The sequence below is a fragment of the Pseudomonas lactis genome (assembly GCF_001439845.1).
Taxonomy (GTDB): domain Bacteria; phylum Pseudomonadota; class Gammaproteobacteria; order Pseudomonadales; family Pseudomonadaceae; genus Aquipseudomonas; species Aquipseudomonas lactis.
Window position 1 is genome coordinate 297,274 of sequence record NZ_JYLO01000012.1, and the last position, 22,912, is coordinate 320,185.

General features: G+C 59.8%; 23 protein-coding genes. 14 read left to right on the forward strand and 9 right to left on the reverse strand.

The window, feature by feature from the left end; all coding sequences use genetic code 11:
- Positions 1–15 precede the first annotated feature (15 nt).
- The 4 genes from TX24_RS22235 to dksA form a co-directional block, all read right to left on the reverse strand.
- Positions 16–2,970 (reverse strand): sensor histidine kinase, encoded by a 2,955-nt coding sequence (locus tag TX24_RS22235; protein WP_003194154.1) that lies wholly within the window; start codon positions 2,968–2,970, stop codon positions 16–18.
- On the reverse strand, positions 2,954–3,130 hold the full coding sequence (locus TX24_RS31695) for a hypothetical protein (protein ID WP_003176118.1): 177 nt from the start codon (positions 3,128–3,130) through the stop codon (positions 2,954–2,956). Before TX24_RS31695 ends, TX24_RS22235 begins: the two co-directional genes overlap by 17 nt.
- A 62-nt stretch (positions 3,131–3,192) precedes the next feature.
- On the reverse strand, positions 3,193–4,080 hold the full coding sequence (gene gluQRS / locus TX24_RS22245) for a tRNA glutamyl-Q(34) synthetase GluQRS (protein WP_047711790.1): 888 nt from the start codon (positions 4,078–4,080) through the stop codon (positions 3,193–3,195).
- An 83-nt stretch (positions 4,081–4,163) separates the two neighbouring features.
- Positions 4,164–4,607: an RNA polymerase-binding protein DksA gene (gene dksA, locus TX24_RS22250; RefSeq protein WP_032895288.1), complete on the reverse strand. Its 444-nt coding sequence runs from the start codon at positions 4,605–4,607 to the stop codon at positions 4,164–4,166.
- A gap of 320 nt (positions 4,608–4,927) precedes the next feature.
- On the opposite strand from dksA, the gene TX24_RS22255 reads away from it, so the two are divergent.
- The gene (locus TX24_RS22255; protein ID WP_057711126.1) at positions 4,928–6,100 is read left to right on the forward strand and encodes a pyridoxal phosphate-dependent aminotransferase; all 1,173 of its coding nucleotides are present in this window, start codon (positions 4,928–4,930) and stop codon (positions 6,098–6,100) included.
- Positions 6,100–6,813, forward strand: coding sequence for a DNA/RNA nuclease SfsA (gene sfsA, locus TX24_RS22260; RefSeq protein WP_057711127.1), 714 nt, complete (start codon positions 6,100–6,102; stop codon positions 6,811–6,813). Before TX24_RS22255 ends, sfsA begins: the two co-directional genes overlap by 1 nt.
- Here the strand turns inward: sfsA and TX24_RS22265 are convergent.
- The gene (locus tag TX24_RS22265; RefSeq protein WP_057711128.1) at positions 6,810–7,127 is read right to left on the reverse strand and encodes a Rieske (2Fe-2S) protein; all 318 of its coding nucleotides are present in this window, start codon (positions 7,125–7,127) and stop codon (positions 6,810–6,812) included. The two genes, sfsA and TX24_RS22265, sit on opposite strands and share 4 nt — an antisense overlap.
- A gap of 155 nt (positions 7,128–7,282) precedes the next feature.
- Between TX24_RS22265 and TX24_RS22270 the strand changes: the two genes are divergently transcribed.
- The 3 genes from TX24_RS22270 to TX24_RS22280 are packed head-to-tail and all read left to right on the forward strand — an operon-like array spanning position 7,283 to position 9,962.
- Positions 7,283–8,161: a heme/hemin ABC transporter substrate-binding protein gene (locus TX24_RS22270; protein WP_057711129.1), complete on the forward strand. Its 879-nt coding sequence runs from the start codon at positions 7,283–7,285 to the stop codon at positions 8,159–8,161.
- Positions 8,158–9,195: a FecCD family ABC transporter permease gene (locus TX24_RS22275; protein WP_047711788.1), complete on the forward strand. Its 1,038-nt coding sequence runs from the start codon at positions 8,158–8,160 to the stop codon at positions 9,193–9,195. The genes TX24_RS22270 and TX24_RS22275 overlap by 4 nt, the downstream gene beginning before the upstream one ends.
- Positions 9,195–9,962, forward strand: a complete 768-nt coding sequence (locus TX24_RS22280) for a heme ABC transporter ATP-binding protein (protein ID WP_057711130.1) — start codon at positions 9,195–9,197, stop codon at positions 9,960–9,962. The genes TX24_RS22275 and TX24_RS22280 overlap by 1 nt, the downstream gene beginning before the upstream one ends.
- A gap of 244 nt (positions 9,963–10,206) precedes the next feature.
- Here the strand turns inward: TX24_RS22280 and TX24_RS22285 are convergent, their stop codons facing one another.
- From TX24_RS22285 to TX24_RS22295, 3 genes are all read right to left on the reverse strand, one after another.
- Entirely contained in the window at positions 10,207–10,479 is a 273-nt protein-coding gene (locus tag TX24_RS22285) for a TfoX/Sxy family protein (RefSeq protein WP_044268551.1), read from the reverse strand.
- Positions 10,480–10,683: 204 nt separating this feature from the next.
- Complete coding sequence (locus TX24_RS22290; RefSeq protein WP_044268549.1) at positions 10,684–11,028, reverse strand: pentapeptide repeat-containing protein; 345 nt, start codon at positions 11,026–11,028, stop codon at positions 10,684–10,686.
- 92 nt (positions 11,029–11,120) lie between these two features.
- Positions 11,121–12,677, reverse strand: coding sequence for a bifunctional aminoglycoside phosphotransferase/ATP-binding protein (locus tag TX24_RS22295; protein ID WP_057711131.1), 1,557 nt, complete (start codon positions 12,675–12,677; stop codon positions 11,121–11,123).
- 118 nt (positions 12,678–12,795) lie between these two features.
- Here TX24_RS22295 and mrcB point away from each other — a divergent pair, with 118 nt between their 5' ends.
- The 9 genes from mrcB to msrQ all read left to right on the forward strand — a co-directional run bounded on the left by mrcB (position 12,796) and on the right by msrQ (position 22,613).
- The gene (gene mrcB / locus TX24_RS22300) at positions 12,796–15,120 is read left to right on the forward strand and encodes a penicillin-binding protein 1B (RefSeq protein ID WP_003194136.1); all 2,325 of its coding nucleotides are present in this window, start codon (positions 12,796–12,798) and stop codon (positions 15,118–15,120) included.
- Positions 15,121–15,136: 16 nt separating this feature from the next.
- A complete protein-coding gene (locus tag TX24_RS22305) occupies positions 15,137–15,871 on the forward strand; it encodes a tetratricopeptide repeat protein (protein WP_032902681.1) in 735 nt (244 codons plus the stop codon).
- Positions 15,871–16,200, forward strand: coding sequence for a YqcC family protein (locus TX24_RS22310; RefSeq protein WP_014719929.1), 330 nt, complete (start codon positions 15,871–15,873; stop codon positions 16,198–16,200). The genes TX24_RS22305 and TX24_RS22310 overlap by 1 nt, the downstream gene beginning before the upstream one ends.
- Positions 16,201–16,631: 431 nt before the next feature.
- Positions 16,632–18,356 (forward strand): acetolactate synthase 3 large subunit, encoded by a 1,725-nt coding sequence (locus tag TX24_RS22315; RefSeq protein WP_014719928.1) that lies wholly within the window; start codon positions 16,632–16,634, stop codon positions 18,354–18,356.
- 2 nt (positions 18,357–18,358) lie between these two features.
- A complete protein-coding gene (gene ilvN, locus TX24_RS22320; protein ID WP_003176102.1) occupies positions 18,359–18,850 on the forward strand; it encodes an acetolactate synthase small subunit in 492 nt (163 codons plus the stop codon).
- Positions 18,851–18,896: 46 nt separating this feature from the next.
- On the forward strand, positions 18,897–19,913 hold the full coding sequence (gene ilvC / locus TX24_RS22325) for a ketol-acid reductoisomerase (protein WP_003194132.1): 1,017 nt from the start codon (positions 18,897–18,899) through the stop codon (positions 19,911–19,913).
- Between the two features lie 145 nt (positions 19,914–20,058).
- Positions 20,059–20,916, forward strand: coding sequence for a CDP-diacylglycerol--serine O-phosphatidyltransferase (pssA, locus tag TX24_RS22330; protein WP_003194131.1), 858 nt, complete (start codon positions 20,059–20,061; stop codon positions 20,914–20,916).
- 63 nt (positions 20,917–20,979) lie between these two features.
- Positions 20,980–21,993 (forward strand): protein-methionine-sulfoxide reductase catalytic subunit MsrP, encoded by a 1,014-nt coding sequence (gene msrP / locus TX24_RS22335; protein ID WP_044268541.1) that lies wholly within the window; start codon positions 20,980–20,982, stop codon positions 21,991–21,993.
- The gene (gene msrQ, locus TX24_RS22340) at positions 21,993–22,613 is read left to right on the forward strand and encodes a protein-methionine-sulfoxide reductase heme-binding subunit MsrQ (protein WP_057711132.1); all 621 of its coding nucleotides are present in this window, start codon (positions 21,993–21,995) and stop codon (positions 22,611–22,613) included. The genes msrP and msrQ overlap by 1 nt, the downstream gene beginning before the upstream one ends.
- A gap of 28 nt (positions 22,614–22,641) precedes the next feature.
- On the opposite strand, the gene TX24_RS32335 is transcribed toward msrQ, so the two are convergent.
- On the reverse strand, positions 22,642–22,912 hold a 271-nt coding region (locus TX24_RS32335; RefSeq protein WP_208604730.1), incomplete at its 5' end, for a hypothetical protein.

The window sequence follows — 22,912 nt, forward strand, 5'->3', positions numbered from 1 at the left end:
ATTCTCTCGACGGTCTCAGTTCACAGCGGACGTCGCTTCGACATGACGCGGCAAGGTCACCCGGATACGGGTGCCGCGTTGGCTTTGTGTGTCAGCCGGGCTGTCGATGGTGATTTGTCCATAATGCTCTTCAACGATGGAATAGACCAGTGCAAGGCCCAGACCGGTACCTTCACCGGGGTCCTTGGTGGTGAAGAAGGGTTCGAACAATCGGTCCATGATGTTCTGTGGAATGCCGCTGCCTTCGTCTTCCACGATCAGGTCGACCGTGTGCTCGAAAGCCTCGCTCTTGACGCGTACAGCACTGCCAGCCGGCGACGCGTCGCGGGCGTTGGACAGCAGGTTGATCAGCACCTGGGCCAGGCGTTGTGAGTCGCCATCGACCCAATGGTCCGGATCGCACAGGTTAAAGAACTGTACTTCGAAATTGCGCCGGTTCAAGGCCAACAGCCCAATGGCATCCTGCGCCACTTCGGCCAGGCACACCGCTTCGTCCTGATTTTGATGGGCGCCGGAGTGGGCAAAGCTCATCAATGACTGGACGATGCGTGAAACCCGCTTGGTCTGTTCGAGGATCTGCCCGCTGATTTCGGTGATTTCCCCATCTTCTTCGCGCTCTTCGCGCAGGTTTTGCGCCAGGCAGGCGATACCGGTGATCGGGTTGCCGATTTCATGGGCCACGCCGGCCGCCAGGCGCCCGATACTGGCCAGGCGTTCGGAGTGCACCAGCTTGTCTTCGAGCATTTGTGTATCGGTCAAATCTTCTACCAGCAGCACCAGGCCGCTGTTACCCGGCGCCAAGGGTTCATCGATGGCGGCTTTGTGCAAGTTGAGCCAGCGGGTCTGGCCGTCGAGGGCCAAGTGTTGCTTGTGCAAGTGTTCGTCCGGCAGGTTGATGAAGCCTTGCAGCAGCTCCTTCCATGGATCGCCCAGGGTGTTGAGGCGTGAACCCACCACCCGCTGGGCGGCGATACCGGTGAGTTCTTCCATGGCCTTGTTCCACATCAGGATTTCCTGGTCCTTGGCCAGGGAGCACACGCCCATCGGCAGCTCCTGCAGAGTCTGGCGGTGATAACGGCGCAGGGCGTCGAGTTCGGCGGCCAGGCCTGTGAGGCGTGAGTGGTAATCCTCCAGCCGGCTTTCGATGAAATGGATGTCTTCGGTAACGTAGTTTTCGCCACCGGCCTTATAGGGCAGGAAGGTTTCCACCATGTCCTGGGACACGCTCGGCCCCATCAACCCGGACAGGTTGGCCTCGATACGGTCACGCAGGCGGCGCAGGGCATAGGGCCGGCGCTCGTCAAACGGCAGATAGAGGTCGCGCAGCGCCTGTTCGACTTCCTTTTGTGCGGCCTTGGCGCCCAGGGGCTTGGCCAGTTGCGTGGCGAACTCCTGGGGCGAGGCTGCATGCAGTTCGCGGCGTTGCGGGCGGCGCACGTTGTCCACCGCGCAGGCTTCGGCGGCGCTGGTTTCTTCGGCGCTGGCGTTGGTGAACAGCGAGATCAGGGTAAACATCAGTACGTTGGCGGCCAGCGAGGCGATGGCGGCCATGTGCCAACTGGTGTCGTCCAGCACGTAGATCATGTTCAGCAACGGGATATAGAAGCCCTGCAGGTTGCCGACCAGCGGTAGCAGCATGGTCACGGTCCACACCAGGATCCCGGCCAGCAGCCCAGCAATAAAGCCACGTCGATTGGCGGTCGGCCAGTACAGCACCGACAACACGCCCGGCAGGAACTGCAAGGTGGCGACAAACGCGACAATGCCCAGGTTGGCCAGGTCTTGCCCGGCGCCCAGCAGCAGATAAAACGCGTAGCCGGCCATGATGATCGCGACGATCAGCGCACGCCGGGTCCATTTCAACCAACGGTAGATATTGCCCTCCGCCGGCGGCTGGTACAGCGGCAGTACCAAGTGGTTGAGCGCCATGCCCGAGAGTGCCAGGGTGGTGACGATGATCAACCCGCTGGCTGCCGACAACCCCCCGACATACGCCAGCAGCGCCAGGGCTGGGCTGTTGGCGGCAATACCGATGCCCAGGGTGAAATACTCGGGGTTGGTGGTGGCCCCCAGTTTCAGGCCGGCCCACAGGATCAGCGGCACCGCCAGGCTCATCAGCAACAGGAACAGCGGCAAGCCCCAGCTGGCGCTGACCAGCGAGCGCGGGTTGAGGTTCTCGGTGAAGGTCATGTGGTACATGTGCGGCATCACGATCGCCGAGGCGAAGAACACCAGCAGCAGCGTACGCCATGGGCCTTCCTGCAAGGGGGTATGCAAGGCGGCGAGGGCGGTCTGGTTTTGCAGCAGCCACAGCTCCAGCTGTTGCGGCCCGTCGAACACGCCGTAGAGCGCATAAAGGCCGACGCCGCCGATGGCGATCAGCTTGATGACCGACTCAAAGGCAATCGCAAACACCAGGCCCTGGTGTTTCTCGCGGGTGGCGATATGGCGAGACCCAAAGAAGATGGTGAACAAGGTGATCAGTGCGCAGAACGCCAGGGCAACCCGATGTTGCACGGGCTCGCGGGTCAGGATACTGATGGAGTCGGCCACCGCCTGGATCTGCAGGGCCAGCAACGGCAGCACGCCGATCAACATGAAAATGGTGGTCAGCGCGCCGGCCCAGGTGCTGCGAAAGCGAAAGGCAAACAGGTCGGCCAGGGAAGACAGCTGGTACGTCCGGGTGATTTTCAGGATCGGGTACAGCAGCACCGGTGCCAGCAGGAACGCGCCCGACACCCCAAGATAACTGGAGAGAAAGCCGTAGCCGTACTGATAGGCCAACCCCACCGTGCCGTAGAACGCCCAGGCACTGGCGTACACGCCCAGGGACAAGGTGTAGGTCAACGGATGGCGAATGATCGCCCGTGGAATCATTCCGCGCTCACTGATCCAGGCCACGCCGAATAACGCAGCCAGGTAGGCGGCGCTGATCAGCAGCATCTGGGTGAGACTAAAGCTCATCGGCATCTTTTTGGCTCTGCAGGATGAAGGTCACGACGATCAGGATCAGCCATAGCAGATAAGGGCGATACCAGGCGCCCGTGGCGTCGATCCACCAATCCATGATGGCGGGGGAGAACAGGTAGATCCCGACGACCAGCAGCAGGACCAAACGATAGATGTACATGTTGGCCTCTGATTAAAAATCTGCCGCGATGTTAACGGATGGCTGGCAACCTGCAAGCGCCTTCAACTCAATTGCGCTTCGGCCAGGGTCAGTGTGCGCGGGATGCGGGTGGCGTCCCAGTGCGCAATGCCCCAATCCAGCAGTTCTCGGGGGCTGGCGTACCGCAGTTGCGCGTCGGGCTGTTGGCCAAGGGCGCGCAGTGCTCTGAGCAGCAAAGGCGTGGCCTGGTCGGCTGTCAACGGTGGAGAGCGGTAGGACTTGCCCAGTTTGTTGCCGTCCGGCTGCACGATCAGCGGAACATGCAGGTAACGGGGTTGGCGCAGGCCGAGCAGCTCTTGCAAATAAAGCTGGCGCGGCGTGGAATCGAGCAGGTCGGCGCCGCGCACGATATCGGTGACCCCTTGCCAGGCGTCGTCGAGCACCACCGCCAGTTGGTAGGCGTAGAGGCCGTCGCGGCGACGGATGATGAAATCGCCCGCATCGCGGCCCAGATGCTGCCGGAACTCGCCTTGGACGCGGTCGGTAAAGTGATATTCCAACTCGGGCACGCGCAGGCGGATGGCGGCGTCTTGCTGGTCGTGGCCGGCATTGCGGCACAAGCCTGGGTAAATCCCGTTGTAGGGCTCCAACTGCTTGCGCGAGCAGGTGCAGGCGTAGGCCAGGCCGTGGTTGAACATATCGTTCAGCACTTTGGCGTAGGCATCATGCCGCTCGCTCTGGCGAACCAGTTCGCCATCCCATTCAAAGCCGTAGCTTTCCAGCGCATGCAGAATCGCCGCCTGGGCGCCGGGCTCTTCACGGGGAGGGTCGAGGTCTTCCATGCGCATCAACCAACGGCCCTGGTGGGCGCGTGCATCGAGGTAGGAGGCGAGGGCGGCAACCAGGGAGCCAAAGTGCAAATGGCCGCTGGGCGTGGGGGCGAAGCGCCCGATATAAGTAGAGGCTGTCATGGCCCGGATACTACTGCATAACCGGTAAACGCCAGAAACAAAAATGGAGCGTTCGCACGCTCCATTCGTTCAGATCGGCAGGGTTACTTGCCGACCTGTTTTTCCTTGATTTCAGCCAAGGTCTTGCAGTCTACGCACAGGTCCGCGGTTGGGCGGGCTTCCAGTCGGCGAATACCGATTTCGACGCCGCAGGATTCGCACCAGCCGTATTCTTCGTCTTTGATCAGTTGCAGGGTCTTGTCGATCTTCTTGATCAACTTGCGCTCGCGGTCGCGGGCGCGCAGTTCGAGGGCGAACTCTTCTTCCTGGCTGGCACGATCGGCCGGGTCAGGGAAGTTGGCCGCTTCATCCTTCATATGGTCAACCGTACGGTCGACTTCCTGCATCAAGTCCTGTTTCCACTTGTTGAGGATCTTGGTGAAGTGGTCGCGCATGGGCTCGCCCATGTACTCCTCGCCCTTTTTTTCGACATAGGGTTCGAAGCCGCCGAGGCCTTGAGTATGCTGTTGCTTTGCTTGGGTGGACATGAATAGACCGCCTCTCACTCTTCTAATCCATTGCGCAGGATTGCAACGTCACCGACACCTGCCGGCCCTGCGGCTGCAAGCGGGCGAACTTACCAGATAGATTCAGGGTGCGCTACTCCCGGTTGTCGAGGTCCAGGGCAAAGGGGATGCAAACCGCAGCAGCCCGCCATGACTGGGTATGTATCGCCTCGAATGTTGATTTTAGCTGTTTTACGAGCGCGCGCAGGGTGCACTTGCAGCCCCAATCAGGCAATAGAGCATGTTTTACCGTGAGGGTTCGGTAGAATCCAGATTTTGTCCTCACCGTCTAAGGAAGGCTAATGGCTCAGCCCTACAGTGCGCGCAGTCGCGCCATCGAACCTTTTCATGTCATGGCGTTACTGGCGCGTGCCAATGAGCTGCAGGCCGCCGGTCACGACGTGATCCATCTGGAAATCGGCGAGCCGGATTTCACCACCGCCGAGCCGATCATCCAGGCCGGTCAAGCCGCGTTAGCAAACGGTAAAACCCGCTACACCGCCGCCCGCGGCCTGCCCGAGTTGCGCGAAGCCATCAGCGGTTTCTACCAGCAACGCTACGGTTTGAGCATCGACCCGCAGCGTATTCTGATCACCCCCGGTGGCTCCGGCGCGTTATTGCTGGCCAGCAGTTTGCTGGTGGATCCGGGTAAGCATTGGCTGCTGGCGGACCCAGGCTACCCCTGCAACCGACACTTCCTGCGCCTTGTGGAAGGCGCGGCGCAGTTGGTGCCGGTCGGCCCGGACGTACGCTACCAGTTGACCGCTGACCTGGTGGCCAGGCATTGGGACCAGGACAGTGTTGGCGCACTGGTGGCATCGCCGGCCAACCCCACCGGCACGATCCTCACCCGGGACGAGTTGGCTGGGCTGTCGGGCGCCATCAAGGCGCGCAACGGGCACCTGGTGGTCGACGAGATTTATCACGGCCTCACCTACGGCACGGACGCCGCCAGCGTGCTGGAAGTCGATGACGACGCCTTTGTCTTGAATAGTTTTTCTAAGTATTTCGGCATGACCGGCTGGCGCCTCGGTTGGCTGGTGGCGCCGCCTGAAGCGGTGGGTGAACTGGAGAAATTGGCGCAGAACCTCTACATCAGTGCGCCAAGCATGGCTCAGCATGCCGCGTTGGCCTGTTTCACCCCGCAAACCCTGGAGATCCTGGAGCAGCGCCGTGCCGAGTTTGGCCGCCGTCGTGACTTCCTGCTGCCCGCCCTGCGTGAGCTTGGGTTCGGTATCGCGGTGGAACCCGAAGGTGCCTTCTATCTGTATGCCGATATCAGCGCGTTCGGCGGCGATGCCTTCGCGTTTTGCCGGCATTTCCTCGAAACCGAGCATGTGGCCTTTACGCCCGGGTTGGATTTCGGTCGCTACCAGGCGGGCCATCACGTGCGGTTTGCCTACACGCAAAACCTCGATCGGCTGCAAGAAGCGGTGGAGCGGATCGGCCGTGGTTTGCGGAGCTGGCAAGGCTGATGCGTTTTAATCCTCCTCTTGAAGAAGGGCGGCTGATCCGCCGCTACAAGCGCTTTCTCACCGATATCGAAACCGTTACCGGCGAGTTGCTCACCATTCACTGCCCTAACACCGGTTCGATGCTCAACTGCATGGTCGAAGGTGGCCAGGTCTGGTTCAGCCGTTCCACGGACCCCAAGCGCAAGTTGCCGGGCACCTGGGAGATTGCCGAAACGCCTCAGGGCCGGCTGGCGTGTGTCAACACCGCGCGTGCCAATCAGTTGGTGGAAGAAGCCTTGCTGGCCGGTGTGATCACTGAGCTCAACGGCTTTACTGCGTTGAAGCGTGAGGTGCCTTATGGCCAGGAGAGAAGCCGCATCGACTTTCGCCTGGATTACCCCCAAGGCGCTGCGTTTGTCGAGGTCAAAAGCGTCACCTTGGGCTTTGATGGCAGCTCGGTGGCGGCTTTCCCCGATGCGGTGACCCAGCGCGGTGCCAAGCATTTGCGTGAGCTGGCCCACCTGGCGCGCGACGGTATACGGGCCGTGCAGTTGTATTGCGTGAACCTGTCGGGGATCGACGCGGTGCGCCCGGCTGTGGAAATCGACGCTGGTTATGCGGCAGCGCTACGTGAGGCCAAGGCTGCAGGTGTAGAGGTGTTGGCCTATGGCGTACGGGTCACTCCGCAGGAGATTTACGTCGAACGTCGGCTGAAGGTGCTGCTGGGCGACTAGAGATCGACCCACAATCCCTGTTCGTCTTCGCGGCCGGGCAGGGCGGTGAGGCTTTGGCCTGCGCAAGGCCCGGCGATGCACTCGCCGCTTTCAATCAGGAACAACGCGCCATGGGTGGCGCATTGGATCAGGCTGGCGCTTTCATCGAGGAAGCGATCTGGCTGCCATTCCAGCGGGATGCCGCGATGAGGGCAGCGGTTGAGATAGAAGTACGCAATGCCGTCCCGGCGCACCGCCAACAGCCTGTGGCCATCGATAACAAAACCGCGGCTGCTGTTGGGAGCAAGGTCGCCTGAGGCGCAGAGAAACTTCATTTCAATCCTTAAGTGCCTTGACGTGCAAATGCAAACAATTATCAAATGCCTGCTTCGCCCGTCAGCTGATTGGGTGCTCAATACGATGTCTGGCAGCGGTTATCTGTCACATCAATGAGTGCTTGAGTGGCCCTGCCTAGGAAGGAAACCCTGTTATGCGCCTGAGTACCAGCGCTATTGCGCTTGTTGCCTCACTGCTGGTCAACCCCGGGGTGCATGCCTCCGAACTGCCGCAACGCTGGGTCAGTGCCGGCGGTGCGCTGTCGGAATGGGTGACGGCCTTGGGCGGTGAGTCGAAGTTGGTGGGGGTGGACACCACCAGTCAACATCCTGCGTCGCTCAAAGCCTTGCCGAGCATTGGTTACCAGCGGCAGTTGTCGGCCGAAGGCATTCTCAGCCTGCGCCCGCAAATCCTCGTGGGCACGGAGGAAATGGGGCCACCGCCGGTGCTGGCGCAGATTCGCAGTGCCGGGGTGCAGGTGGAGATGTTCTCGGCCCAGCCTGACTTGCCCACGCTCAAAGGCAACCTTGAACACTTGGGGAAACTGCTCGGCAGTGAGGCCCAGGCCAGTGCGTTGTTTGCCGGGTATGAGCAGGCGCTGGCGCAGCAAAAAAAGTGGGTGGCCAAGGCCCAGGCTACACAGAAGGCTCCAGGCGTGTTGTTGCTGCTCGGTCATGCCGGTGGCAAGCCGCTGATCGCGGGCAAGGACACGGCCGCTGATTGGATGTTGCAGCAGGCTGGGGGGCGTAATCTCGCCACGCATGTGGGCTATAAACCGTTTTCCGTCGAATCGCTGGCGGGTTTGAGCCCTGAGGTGCTGGTGTTTGCCGATCGCGCGCTGACCGGTGACGCGGCGCGCGCAGCCTTGTTCAAGGAAAATCCGATTCTTGCCTCTACGCCGGCAGCCAAGAGCGGCCGCGTCTTTGAGCTGGACGCGACCTTGCTGGTAGGTGGCCTGGGGCCTAGATTGCCGCAAAGCCTGGAGAAACTGTCTGCCGGTTTTTATCCGTCCCAGCCTAAGCCTGCTCCATGACCACTCTGGTTAAGCCAAAAACGCTGTTTATCGGGCTGTCGCTGCTGTGTGTATTAGCGATCTGGCTTTCATTGGCACTGGGGCCGGTCAGCCTGCCGTTAGTGGACACGCTCAGGGCTGCGCTAAAACTGATGGGCGTACCGATTGAGGCCCAGGGTTTGGAGCAGGCCGAGTTGATCCTGGGGCAGATTCGCCTGCCGCGGACCCTATTGGGGCTGGCGGTCGGCGGTGTGCTGGCATTGTCGGGTGTGGCGATGCAGGGGTTGTTCCGCAACCCGCTGGCCGATCCTGGCTTGGTAGGGGTATCCAGCGGTGCCGCGCTGGGGGCGGCGGTGGCGATTGTCGGTGGCTCGTTCTTTGGCGGGCTGCCGGATGCCTTCGGGCCATACCTGTTGTCGCTGTGCGCATTTCTCGGTGGCTTGGGCGTCACGGCGCTGGTCTATCGGCTGGGGCGTCGCAACGGCCAGACCAATGTCGCGACCATGTTGCTTGCTGGCATCGCGCTGACGGCCCTGGCCGGTTCTGCGGTGGGGCTCTTTACCTATCTGGCCGACGACGCCACCTTGCGCACCCTGACGTTCTGGAACCTGGGCAGCCTCAATGGCGCAAGTTACTCGCGGTTGTGGCCCTTGCTGTTGGTGAGTGCGGGCGTGGCGCTGTGGTTGCCGCGCCGGGCCAAGGCGCTGAACGCGCTGCTGTTGGGTGAGTCTGAGGCCAATCATCTGGGTATTGATGTTGAAAGGCTCAAGCGTGAGCTGGTGTTCTGTACGGCTTTAGGCGTTGGCGCTGCAGTGGCGGCGGCGGGCATGATTGGTTTTGTCGGGTTGGTGGTACCCCATCTGGTGCGGTTGCTGGCGGGGCCGGATCATCGGGTGTTGTTACCGGCCTCGGTATTGGCGGGGGCGAGCCTGCTGTTGTTTGCGGACCTGGTGGCGCGCCTGGCGTTGGCGCCGGCGGAACTGCCGATCGGTATTGTCACCGCGTTTATCGGTGCGCCGTTTTTCCTCTATTTATTGTTACGAGGGCGCGCCTGATGTTGCGGGTAGAAGCGTTGCAGATCCGGCGTGGTGGGAAAACCGTGCTGGCCGATATCACCTTGGACCTTTTGCCGGGCGAAGTGCTGGGCGTTCTGGGCCCCAATGGCGCCGGCAAAAGTACCTTGCTTGGGGCGCTGTGCGGGGAGTTGCAGCCGGATCAGGGCAAGGTCTGGCTGGATCAGCAGGCGCTCAAGCACATGACCGGCGCGCAGCGTGCCCAGCGCCTGGCGGTGCTGCCACAATCTTCCACCCTGGATTTTGCTTTTCGTGTCGAAGAGGTGGTGGGCATGGGCCGCTTGCCTCATCAGACCGGGCGAGTGCGCGACGACGAAATCATCAGCGCGGCCCTGCACGCGGCGGATGTCGGCCACCTGAGTGGCCGCAGTTACCTGGCGTTGTCCGGCGGCGAGCGGCAACGTGTGCACCTGGCGCGGGTATTGGCGCAGTTATGGCCGGGTGAGGCGGGGCAGACGTTGTTGCTGGACGAGCCCACGTCGATGCTCGACCCTCTGCACCAACACACCACCTTGCAAGCTATCCGACATTTCGCCGACAGAGGCGCTGCGGTGCTGGTTATCCTGCATGACTTGAACCTGGCAGCGCGTTACTGCGACCGAATTCTATTGCTGGAAAACGGCCGCCCCCACGCGTTGGATACGCCCTCGAAAGTCTTGCAACCTGAGCCGCTCAAAGCTGTATTCGGTCTGGATGTGTTGGTACAGCCGCATCCGGAGCGTGGGCATCCGCTGATCATTGCGCGCTAAGGCCGGTTAATTCGCGGGCAAAAAAAGACCCGGCAAGAGCCGGGTCAAATAACCGTGATTAGCCTGATGAGGAGATAATCTGAGAGTCCGAACCAATGGTCTTTCAGTTATCGGCTGATCTCGCGACCAGTTGTGATAATCATAACGATTCTCATTTGAGAGTCAACATTTGTTTTTCTGCCTCATCCAGTTTTTCTCAAACGCTCGTTTGTAATGCCCGTAAACATTGGGTTTGAGTGCCGCTTTAGTTCTTCTGATGCACTGAAATCGCTTCCAGCTGACGGTTCAAGGCCTCCTTGCGCTCCGCGGGTATGTCGTTCCAGTGCACATCCATCAATGCCCCTTCAATCGCATACAGCAGAACCTTCGAGGCTCGAAACCCGCGCGTGCGCACGGCTCGGTAGGCATCGACCGCCCCCAGCCGACGCAAGTCGGACGCGCTGTGGATGCCCACCGCATGCAGCCACTGCGCTGACGTCTTGCCAAGGTTTTTCAGGTGTTGCAGCTCATCGTTCATCAAGCCTCCTTGCGTTGGCTGAATGGTGCGGTGGGTGTCGTGACCAGGCAGCCTGAAAATGAGTGTAGCGCTCAGTAGGAAAAGCGTGGTTCTTTGGTCAGGAAGAGCTGAAAAGCTTATAAGAATGGCGCGACTGCGTTTGCTCGCAGATAGGCGCAAAGCGCCCGGCAGGCAGGGGATGTGGCCGTCACTCAGTGTGTGGGGTTACTTGGTACGGTAGCGCAGGCGAGTACCGAAATTGACCGACATGAGTATTTCGTCTGCCGTGAGTTCGGGCGGGAAATAAGCACCTGAAATCTGTGCATGGGCCAGGCTGGCGCCTTCCAATGAACAGCCACGCAAGTCTAGGCCCCGCAGGTCGGCAGAGCGAAAATAGGCGTCGGTGAAGTCAATACCGGTGGCGTTCAGGTCGCGCAGGTCCAGCCCTCGAAAGTCGCCACCGCGCATGTCGATGGTGCCGATTTCAGGGCGCTCCTGGTTGAAGCCGCGGATATCATCCTTATGCAGGAGGGCGTAGAGCGGGGTATCAAGAAGCTTGGGCTGACTCATGATCGCGACTCTGGCTGGTGTTATGGAGCCAGTATAGTGCCACTATCGCAAGGTCGCGCGCCGAAGACGGCGACGCGACCAAGAAATATTCCTTACAGGCCCGGCAGGCGCTGGCGGATATGCCCGACCAAGGCGTCGAGCGTCCCGCTTTCATTGGTCTCCACACGCTTGCTGAGCAGCAGCTCCTCGGCAGTCAGCGGATCACGACTGGCTTGTTGTTCTTCGATAACGGCCAGTGTGGCGTCGGACGGATCGTTTTTATCCGCCTGGCGTTGGGCCAGCCAACTGGTGATAACGGCTTGCGGGGCGTTGCAGTCCAGGATCAGGAACGGCGCCCCAGTGGCTTCGGCAACCTGAGCGGCGGCGTCACGCTGTGCGCGTTTCAGGAATGTGGCATCCAGCACCACCGGGTAACCGGCGCGCAGCACGGTGTCGGCAATCTCGTTCAGGCGTGCGTAGGTGGCAGCGCTGGCGTCCTGATTGTAGATGCCGGCCTGTGGCGTGTTCTCTACCTGCTGCTCGCCAAACAGGCGCTTGCGCTCAACATCCGAGCGTAGGCGGATGGCGCCCAGGGCTTCGACCAGGCGCATGGCCACGTGGCTCTTGCCCACGGCTGACACACCGTGGGTAATTGCCAGGAAGCGCGAGGGAATGGTGCTGTAGCTTTCCGCCAGGTTGGCGTAGTTGCGGTATTGGCGCAGGGTGGTAGCGCGTTGTACCGGGTTGGCTTCGCTCGGCATGCTAAATAGCGCAACCTTGGCGCGCACCAATGCACGGTAGGCTTTATAGAAGTTCAGCAGTTCCAGGCCCTGGTAGTCACCGGTCAGTTCCAGGTACTGACTGATAAAGCGCCGTGCCAGGCATTTGAGGCCGCGATCTTCCAGATCCATGGCCAAAAAGGCGGTGTCGGCGTACACGTCGGTAAAGCGGAAAGGCTCGTTGAACTCGATGCAGTCGAAGATCACCACGCGGCCATCGATCAGGGTGGCGTTGCCCAGGTGGATATCGCCGTGGCACTCACGGGTATAGCCCTCTAGCTTGCGCTGGGAAAGCAGAGGCTTGAGGCGTTCGAAGCTGCTTTCAGCCCAGGCTTGCAGAGCCTCCAACTGAGTAAGGTCGGCCTTGTCGCTGAGGAATGGGCGGATCTGGTCGAAGTTCTGGCGTACCGGAGCCATCACTTCCTCCGGCGTGCCGGCCGGGTGATCTTGCGGGACTTTGGGGGCACTGAGGTGGAACTGCGCAATCTGCTTGGCCATCTCATCGATGTGCGCGCTGGTCAGTTCGCCGTTGGCTTGCAGGGTGCTGAGCATCTGGCTTTGCGGGAACTGACGCATTTTCAGCGCGTATTCGATGGCCGGGCCGTCTCCACCCAGTTGGGGCGCCTCGGCAGTGCCGGTAATCGGCAACACTTCAAGATACAAATCTTCGGTCAGGCGTTGGTTCAGGCGCAGTTCCTCGCGGCAGAAATGCCCGCGGTCGTCCAGATTGGTGAAGTCCAGGAAGCCGAAGTTCATCGGTTTCTTCAGCTTATATGCATAGGGGCCCGTCAGTATCACCCAGGAAATATGGGTCTCGATGACTTGAAACGCGTCAACCGGATGAGGGTACAAGGCCGGGTTTTGCAGGGCAGCGATCAGGGTCTGGCTCACGGGCGATCCTTCAAAGTCTGGGGAAAATCATGGGGGGCATTATGGCTGCTGATGCCAGTCGTGCAAACCGCTGTCCGGCTCATGTTGATCATCAATAAAGTGCGTATAATCCGCCGCCATGACTCGAACCCGATCTCCCCGTTCCCGTAAAAAACCTCCTTCCCGCGGCCCGCGCCCTTGGCTGGGCTGGGTGATCAAGCTTGGCCTGGTGGGCCTTGTGGCAGTCGCCGGCCTTGCGGTGTACCTCGATGCCGTGGTGCAGGAAAAATTCTCCGGCAAGCGCTGGACGATTCCGGCCAAGGTGTATGCACGCCCGCTGGAACTGTTCTCTGGCCAGAAGCTCAGCAAGGAAGATTTCCTCACCGAGCTCGACGCGCTGGGCTACCGCCGTGAACCTGTGAGCAATGGCCCAGGCGCTGCGGCGGTCAGCGGTAACACCGTCGACCTGAACACCCGTGGCTTCCAGTTCTACGAAGGCCTGGAAAAAGCCCAGCCGGTGCGCGTGCGTTTCTCTGGCGATTATGTGGCAGAGCTGTCGTCGCTCAATGGCTCCAAGCTGCCAGTAGTGCGTCTTGAACCGTTGCTGATCGGCGGTATTTACCCGAAAAACCTTGAAGATCGCATCCTGATCAAGCTCGATCAGGTGCCGCCGTACCTGCTGGAAACCCTTGTCGCTGTCGAAGATCGCGATTTCTATAGCCACTGGGGTGTCTCGCCGAAGTCGATCGCCCGCGCTATCTGGGTCAACACCTCCGGCGGCAAGATGACCCAAGGCGGCAGTACGTTGACGCAACAGTTGGTCAAGAACTTCTACCTGACCAACGAACGCAGCCTCACCCGTAAACTCACCGAAGCCATGATGGCGATGTTGCTGGAGCTGCATTACAGCAAGCAGGAAATCCTCGAGGCCTACCTCAACGAGGTATTCGTCGGGCAGGATGGCCAGCGCGCCGTGCACGGTTTCGGCCTGGCCAGCCAGTTCTTCTTCGGGCAGCCGTTGTCCGAGTTGAAGTTGCATCAGGTCGCGTTGCTGGTGGGGATGGTGAAGGGGCCGTCCTATTACAACCCGCGCCGCAACCCGGAGCGTGCGCTTGAACGTCGCAACCTGGTGCTCGATGTGCTGGAGCAGCAGGGTGTCGCTACCGCTGAACAAGTCGCCGCTGCGAAAAAAATGCCACTGGGCGTGACCACCCGCGGCAAGCTGGCGGATAGCTCATTCCCTGGCTTTATCGACCTGGTCAAGCGCCAACTGCGCGAAGACTACCGCGACGAAGACTTGACCGAAGAGGGCCTGCGGATCTTCACCAGCTTCGACCCCATCCTGCAGATGAAGGCCGAAGCGTCGGTCAACGACACCTTCAAGCGCCTGACCGGCCGTAAAGGCTCGGATGAAGTCGAAGCCGCCATGGTCGTGACCAACCCGGAAACCGGCGAAGTCCAGGCCATGATCGGCAGCCGGCAGGCCAGTTTCGCCGGTTTCAACCGCGCACTGGATGCCGTGCGGCCGATTGGCTCGCTGGTCAAGCCCGCGGTCTACCTCACAGCACTGGAAAAACCCAGCAAGTACACGCTGACCAGTTGGCTGTCCGATGACCCGCTGTCGGTCAAAGGTGCGGATGGACAGGTGTGGACCCCCAAGAACTTCGACCGCCGCTCCCATGGCACGGTGTTCCTGTATCAAGGGTTGGCGCATTCCTACAACATCTCGACCTCGCGCCTGGGGCTTGAGGTCGGTGTGCCAAATGTCCTGAAAACCATAGCGCGACTGGGGGTGGAGCGTGAGTTCCCTGCATTCCCATCCATGCTTTTGGGCGCTGCGGCCATGACGCCGATGGAAGTGACCACCATGTACCAGACCCTCGCCAACGGTGGTTTCAATACACCGATGCGCGGTATCCGCAGTGTGCTGACCGCCGATGGCGAACCGCTCAAGCGCTACCCGTTCCAGATTCAGCAGCGCTTCGACGCGGGTTCCATTTACCTGATCCAGAACGCCATGCAGCGCGTGATGCGTGAGGGTACAGGGCGTTCGGTCTACAGCGTGCTGCCGTCGAACCTGACCCTGGCGGGCAAGACCGGTACCAGTAACGACTCCCGCGACAGCTGGTTCGCAGGGTTCGGCCAGGATGTACTGGCCGTGGTGTGGCTGGGGCGCGACGATAACGGCAAGACGCCGTTCACCGGTGCGACCGGCGCGTTGCAGGTATGGACCAGTTTCATGCGCAAGGCTGATCCGTTGCCGCTCAACATGCCGCAGCCGGACAATATCGTGCAGGCCTGGATTGATCCGCACACCGGCCAAGGCTCCGATGCCAACTGTCCGGGCGCGGTGCAGATGCCGTATATTCGCGGCAGCGAACCACCACCCGGCGCCGCGTGCAGTGGCAGTACACCTGCTGACGCGGAATCGGTGATGGATTGGGTCAAGGGCTGGATGAATTAAGCAAAGAGGGTTTCAAGTGAACAAGTTGTGGATTCCAGCAATTACGGCTCTGGCTTTGCTCGGCGGTTGCTCCAGCGTGCAGCGCGGCTCTATCCCTGTGGTGGACTCAAGCACGTCCGTCTCCAATAACGACCGCATTTCGGCCAATGGCGGCTTCCGTCAGACCGTTGTCAAACGGCCAGCCCAGGCTGCAACCCAGGCAATTCCCCAGGATTCCGGCGTCGTGGTGATGGTGCCAGGCAGTGGGGCTGCAACCTCGGCGCCTATCAGTGCCGAGCCATGGACCCCAGGCCCGAGCACTTCCGGGCCGGTGAACTCCACGCCGATTCAAACCGCGCCGGTCAACCAGGGCACCTACAACATGCCTTCGACGCCGAGCGGTATTCCGTCATCGTCCAATGCGGGCGGGTTGTCGGCTGACGAACAGCTCGATGGCCCGGTACTGGCGTTGCTCACCACCGCTCAGCAGCAGCAGGCCGGTGGCGATTTGAATGGCGCCTCGTCGAGCCTTGAACGTGCCCAGCGCGTGGCGCCGCGTGAGCCACAAGTGCTCTATCGCCTGGCCCAGGTGCGCATGGCCCAGGGCGATGCGCCCCAGGCGGAGCAGTTCGCTCGTCGCGGCCTGAGCCTGGCCAATGGCCGTCCAGACCTGCAAGCCAGCCTGTGGGCCTTGATCGGTGATGCACGTGCCGCCCAAGGGGATGCCGCCGGTGCAGCCCAGGCGCGGCAAAAAGCCAAGGTCAGCCTCTGATGGATGCACGTTTCCCCGCGATTGCCGAGCAGTTATTGCTGATCGAGCGCGAACTGCGCGTGCAGGGCTGGTGGGACGAAGTCTCCCCTAGCGCTGAAGCCCTCAGCAGTGTCGAGCCCTTTTCCGTCGACACCCTGGACTTCCACCAGTGGCTGCAATGGATCTTCCTCGCACGTATGAAGCAGATCCTGGAGCAGGACCTGCCCTTGCCGAATGCGTCGGGGATCCTGGAAATGGCCGAGATGGTCTACGCCGACCGACCGCGGGAAAGCCTCGGCTTGCGTAACGCGCTGAAAAAGTTCGATCAATTGATCGTCGACGCTCGTTAATTGCCTGACTGCCGGTTTTTCCGGCAGTCTTGCGCACATTTCTACCGCTTGACGACATTCAGGCGAGTTTTATCCCTCCTCAAAGCCCTTTCTTCTACGTTCTGATGCGCTTAGTTGGAAAAAAGCGCAATTATTGCTTGACTTGAAGGGCGTGAAACAGAAGAATCCAAAGTCCGCTGTATCGGGACTGCCAGAAGCAGGCCCGCTCAGCAGATCATGAGGCGCACATCCGCGCCGACCTGTAACACCCGCAACGCGTTACCTCGCGCTGGGTGGGAAAAGCCCGCAACACTTGGGACGATCCCAATACTTGCTCAGTCAGTGCTGACGTAGTCGGCGACCACCGTCGCTCATGCTCTGTTGAGAAGTAAACCTATTAAGACCCGTCGGTTTTTAACGGACGGTATTCTGGCGTTTTAGAGGTGAACAACGTGGAGCTTTTATCTGGCGGTGAGATGCTCGTCCGCTTTTTGCGTGACGAAGGCGTCGACTATATCTACGGGTACCCAGGTGGTGCTCTGCTGCATGTCTACGACGCACTGTTCAAGGAACCGGCTGTTACCCACATCCTGGTTCGCCACGAACAGGCCGCGACCCATATGGCTGACGGTTACGCCCGTGCCACCGGTAAAGCCGGCGTGGTACTGGTAACGTCTGGCCCAGGCGCAACCAATGCCATTACCGGCATCGCGACTGCCTATATGGACTCCATTCCGATGGTAATCATCTCTGGCCAGGTGCCTAGCACCATGGTCGGTACCGATGCATTCCAGGAAACCGACATGATCGGTATTTCCCGACCGATCGTGAAACACAGCTTCATGATCAAGCACGCGTCGGAAATCCCGGAAGTCATGAAAAAGGCGTTCTACCTCGCACAGTCCGGTCGCCCGGGCCCTGTGGTGGTCGATATCCCGAAAGACATGACCAACCCGGCCGAAAAATTCGAATACGTTTTTCCCAAGAAAGCCAAGCTGCGTTCCTACAGTCCGGCCGTCCGTGGGCACTCGGGGCAGATCCGCAAGGCGGCAGAAATGCTCCTGGCGGCCAAGCGCCCCGTGTTGTACTCCGGCGGTGGCGTGATTCTGGGCGGCGGTTCCGCGCCACTCACCGAGCTGGCCAAGCTGCTCAACCTGCCGGTGACCAACACCCTGATGGGCCTCGGCGCATTCCCGGGTTCGGACCGTCAGTTTGTCGGCATGCTCGGCATGCACGGCAGCTACACCGCCAACCTCACCATGCACCACGCCGATGTGATCCTGGCCGTGGGCGCGCGGTTCGATGACCGAGTGATCAACGGCGCGAGCAAATTCTGCCCGAATGCCAAGATCATCCACATCGACATCGACCCGGCGTCCATCTCCAAGACCATCAAGGCCGATGTGCCAATCGTGGGTCCTGTAGAGAGCGTATTGACCGAAATGGTCGCTGCACTCAAGGACATCGGCGAAACGCCGAACAAGGAATCCGTTGCCAGTTGGTGGAAGCAGATTGACGAATGGCGCGGTGATCGCGGCCTGTTCCCTTATGACAAGGGCGACGGCAGCATCATCAAGCCACAAACCGTGATCGAAACCCTGTGCGAAGTGACCAAGGGCGACGCCTTTGTGACCTCCGACGTGGGCCAGCACCAGATGTTCGCGGCGCAGTACTACAAGTTCGACAAGCCTAACCGCTGGATCAACTCCGGTGGCCTGGGCACGATGGGCTTTGGTTTCCCTGCGGCCATGGGGGTGAAACTGAGCTTCCCGGATGCCGACGTTGCCTGCGTCACCGGCGAAGGCAGCATCCAGATGAACATCCAGGAACTGTCGACGTGCCTGCAATACGGTCTTCCCGTGAAGATCGTCTGCTTGAACAACGGCGTGCTCGGCATGGTTCGTCAGTGGCAGGACATGAGCTACGGTAGCCGTCACTCCCATTCCTACATGGAATCGTTGCCGGATTTCATCAAGTTGGTTGAAGCCTATGGCCACGTCGGCATTCGCATCACTGATTTGAAAGATCTGAAGCCGAAGATGGAAGAGGCGTTCGCCATGAAGGACCGCCTGGTGTTCATCGATATTCAGGTGGATACCAGCGAGCACGTCTACCCGATGCAGATCAAAGACGGCTCTATGCGCGACATGTGGCTGAACAAGACGGAGCGTACTTAATCATGCGGCATATTATCTCCCTGCTTCTGGAGAACGAACCCGGCGCTCTGTCTCGTGTTGTCGGCCTGTTTTCGCAACGCAACTACAACATCGAAAGCCTGACCGTGGCCCCAACCGAAGACCCGACCCTGTCGCGCCTGACGTTGACCACCGTGGGTCACGATGAGGTGATCGAGCAGATCACCAAGAACCTCAACAAGCTGATCGAAGTGGTCAAGCTGGTCGACTTGTCGGAAAGCGCTCACATCGAGCGCGAACTGATGCTGGTCAAGGTCAAGGCCACGGGTGCCCAACGTGCCGAGATCAAACGCACTACCGATATTTATCGCGGGCAGATCGTCGATGTGAGCGCCAGCGTTTATACCGTTCAACTGACCGGTACCAGCGACAAACTGGACAGCTTCATCCAGTCGATCGGGACGGCCTCGATTCTGGAAACCGTACGCAGTGGTGTCACCGGGATTGCCCGTGGCGACAAAGTACTCAGCATCTAACCCAATTAGCGAATGGCCTTACGGCCTGGATATATAGAGGAACCTCATGAAAGTTTATTACGATAAAGATTGTGACCTGTCGATCATCCAGGGCAAGAAAGTCGCCATCATCGGCTACGGTTCCCAGGGCCACGCCCAAGCGTGCAACCTGAAAGATTCCGGCGTTGACGTGACTGTTGGCCTGCGTAAAGGCTCGGCCACTGTTGCCAAGGCTGAAGCTCATGGCCTGAAAGTGACTGACGTTGCTTCTGCTGTTGCGGCTGCCGACCTGGTCATGATCCTGACCCCGGACGAGTTCCAGTCCTCGCTGTACAAGAACGAAATCGAGCCGAACATCAAGAAGGGCGCCACCCTGGCCTTCTCCCACGGCTTCGCGATTCACTACAACCAGGTTGTGCCACGCGCTGACCTCGACGTGATCATGATCGCGCCGAAAGCACCGGGCCACACCGTGCGCTCCGAGTTCGTCAAAGGCGGCGGTATCCCTGACCTGATCGCGATCTACCAGGATGCGTCGGGCAACGCCAAGAACGTTGCGCTGTCTTACGCTGCTGGCGTGGGTGGCGGTCGTACCGGCATCATCGAAACCACTTTCAAGGACGAGACCGAAACCGACCTGTTCGGCGAACAAGCCGTTCTGTGCGGTGGTACCGTTGAGCTGGTAAAAGCCGGTTTCGAAACCCTGGTTGAAGCTGGCTACGCGCCGGAAATGGCCTACTTCGAATGCCTGCACGAACTGAAGCTGATCGTTGACCTCATGTACGAAGGCGGCATCGCCAACATGAACTACTCGATCTCCAACAACGCCGAATACGGCGAGTACGTGACTGGCCCTGAAGTAATCAACGCCGAGTCTCGCCAGGCCATGCGCAACGCCCTGAAACGTATTCAGGACGGCGAATACGCCAAAATGTTCATCAGCGAAGGCGCTACCGGCTACCCTTCGATGACCGCCAAGCGTCGTAACAACGCCGCTCACGGTATCGAAGTCATCGGCGAGCAACTGCGCTCCATGATGCCGTGGATCGGTGCCAACAAGATCGTCGACAAAGCCAAGAACTAAGTCGTACGCATCAAGGGAAAACGCGGCTTAGGCCGCGTTTTTTCGTTTGGAGGGCCGGTTCTGGTATAAAGCTGCATCGTTTGCAGGCGAACAGTCGCTGCAAGTATCTGTCGAATTTTTTTCACACCGTTGCAAGGTAAAGTCCATGAGCGAACGTCCCGAAGAGCCACATCAGGCTTCCGACGCCGAAAGCATGCTGCCGATCGATGAACATGTCGAAGAAGGGCATGACGCCGAAGGCCGCAAGGTCCGGCATCGTGGCATCTATCTGCTGCCCAACCTGTTCACCACGGCGAACCTGTTTGCCGGCTTCTACTCCATCATCAACTCTATGAGTGCCCAGAGTGCGCTGGCGGCGGGTGATGCGGCGAGTGCCAGCAAATACTTCGGTTTTGCCGCGATCGCAATCTTCGTGGCCATGGTGCTCGACGGCCTGGACGGGCGTGTGGCGCGTATGACCAATACCCAAAGTGCCTTCGGCGCCGAGTACGACTCGCTGTCGGACATGGTTGCGTTTGGTGTTGCCCCCGCGTTGCTGGCGTTTGCCTGGGCATTGGGTGACATGGGCAAGGTCGGCTGGATGGTTGCCTTCATCTATGTCGCGGGCGCCGCTTTGCGCCTGGCGCGCTTCAACACCCAGGTGGGGACTGCCGACAAACGCTACTTCATCGGCCTTGCCAGCCCGGCAGCGGCGGGTGTTGTCGCGGGGATTGTCTGGGCGTTCAGTGACTACGGGATTCAAGGGTCGAAGATGTCGTTCCTGGTTGCCCTGATGGTGGCGGCGGCCGGCATGCTGATGGTCAGCAATATCAAGTACAACAGCTTCAAGGAGTTCGACCTCAAGGGGCGCGTGCCTTTCGTGGCCATCCTTGTCGTGGTGCTGGTGTTCGCGGTCGTGTTCAGTGATCCACCGCGTATCCTGCTGCTGGCGTTCCTGGCCTACGCCGCTTCGGGCCCTATTCAGTACTTGTTGCGTCTGCGTCGGGACAAAACATTGCCTTAATGTAATTTCCCCCATACTCCGCAGTCTATTGGTGCATCAGTTCTCCAACGCTGCGGAGTTACCATGTTAATCAAATTACCCAAAGCGTCCGATTGTCACGAATCGGATGTCACGCCTGAATCTTTCTACCTCTCTCGCCGCAGCCTGCTCGGCGGTGCGCTTGCCGGTATTGCTGCCAGCAGCTTGCCGCGTTGGGCCAGTGCGGGCGATGCCTCGCGGTATGCTGACGTCGAGCCCGGCAGCGCGCCCAGCTGGTTTACGGAAAAACTACCGGGTACGAAATGGCAGGCGGTGACGGTCAAAGATGAAGCCATCACGCCGTTCAAGGACGCAACCCACTACAACAACTTCTATGAGTTCGGGACAGGCAAGGGCGACCCGGCCACGAATGCCGGCTCGCTCAAGACGCAGCCCTGGAGCGTTGTGATAGATGGTGAAGTCGCAAAACCTGGGCGCTATGCCCTGGAGGACTTCATGAAACCCTATGAATTGGAAGAGCGCATCTACCGCCTGCGTTGTGTCGAGGCATGGTCCATGGTGATTCCGTGGTTAGGCTTTCCCATCTCTGCGTTGCTCAAGCAGGTCGAGCCAACCTCCAAAGCCAAGTACATCCGTTTTGAAACCCTTCAGGATCCCAAGAGCATGCCTGGGCAACGCTCAAGTTTCGGCTTGATCGACTGGCCTTATGTAGAAGGGCTGCGCCTGGATGAGGCGATGAATCCGCTGGCGATCCTCGCTGTGGGTATGTATGGGCGGGAGTTGCCTAACCAGAACGGCGCGCCGTTGCGCCTGGTGGTGCCGTGGAAGTATGGCTTCAAGAGTGTGAAGTCCATCGTGCGGATCAGTCTGGTCAGTGAGCAGCCGAAAACGACCTGGCAGAGTATTGCGGCTGATGAGTATGGGTTTTATGCGAATGTGAACCCTACGGTCGATCATCCACGTTGGACCCAGGCGCGTGAGCGTCGTCTGCCGAGCGGCCTGTTTAGTCCGAATGTGCGCGAGACGCAGATGTTCAATGGCTATTCGGATGAGGTCGCTTCTTTATATACAGGCCTCGATCTGCGGAAGAACTACTGATGCGCTATCCCATCTGGCGCATCGGCGTGTTTGTAGCCGCCGCAGTGTGGCCATTGCTCTGGTTGTATGAGGCGTGGAGTTCCGCGCTGGGGCCTGACCCTGGCAAGGTGCTCGTCGATCGCTTGGGGTTGGGAACGTTGATTCTGTTGCTGATCACACTTGCCATGACGCCGCTGCAGAAGTTGAGCGGTTGGGCGGGGTGGATAGCGGTGCGGCGACAGTTGGGGCTGTGGTGCTTTGCTTATGTCGTGCTGCACCTGGCGGCCTATTGCGTATTTGTCCTGGGGCTGGATTGGTCGCAGCTCGGCGTAGAGTTGAGCAAGCGGCCCTACATCATTGTGGGTGCGCTGGGGTTTGTTGCTCTCCTGATGCTGGCCGTCACGTCGAACCGCTACAGCCAGCGCCGGTTGGGGAGTCGCTGGAAGAAGCTGCATCGCCTGGTCTATGTGATTCTTGGGCTCGGTTTGCTGCACATGTTATGGATAGTGCGGGCGGATCTGAAGGAGTGGGCTATCTACGCTTCTATAGGTGCGCTGCTTCTGTTGCTGCGGGTGCCGCCGGTGACGCGACGAATCCCTCGCCTTATTGCTAAAAAACCGCCTTCTGCAACAAAAGCGTAATTAAGCCTTGACGGCAGATTCTGGAAGCCTATAATTCGCCCCACTTCCGGCGCAGTCGAAACGGAAAACTCCTTGGTAAACAATGAGTTACGCGGTTCTCGACAGCAAGTTGCTTCAGTTCATCGAAGCCAAAAGGAAGTTGAAAAAGAGGTGTTGACAGCAGCGTGTAACGCTGTAGAATTCGCCTCCCGCTTACGAGAGATCGCAAGCGCAAGTGGTTGAAGTTGTTGAAGAAATCTTCGAAAACTTCTGAAAATAACCACTTGACAGCAAATGAGGCTGCTGTAGAATGCGCGCCT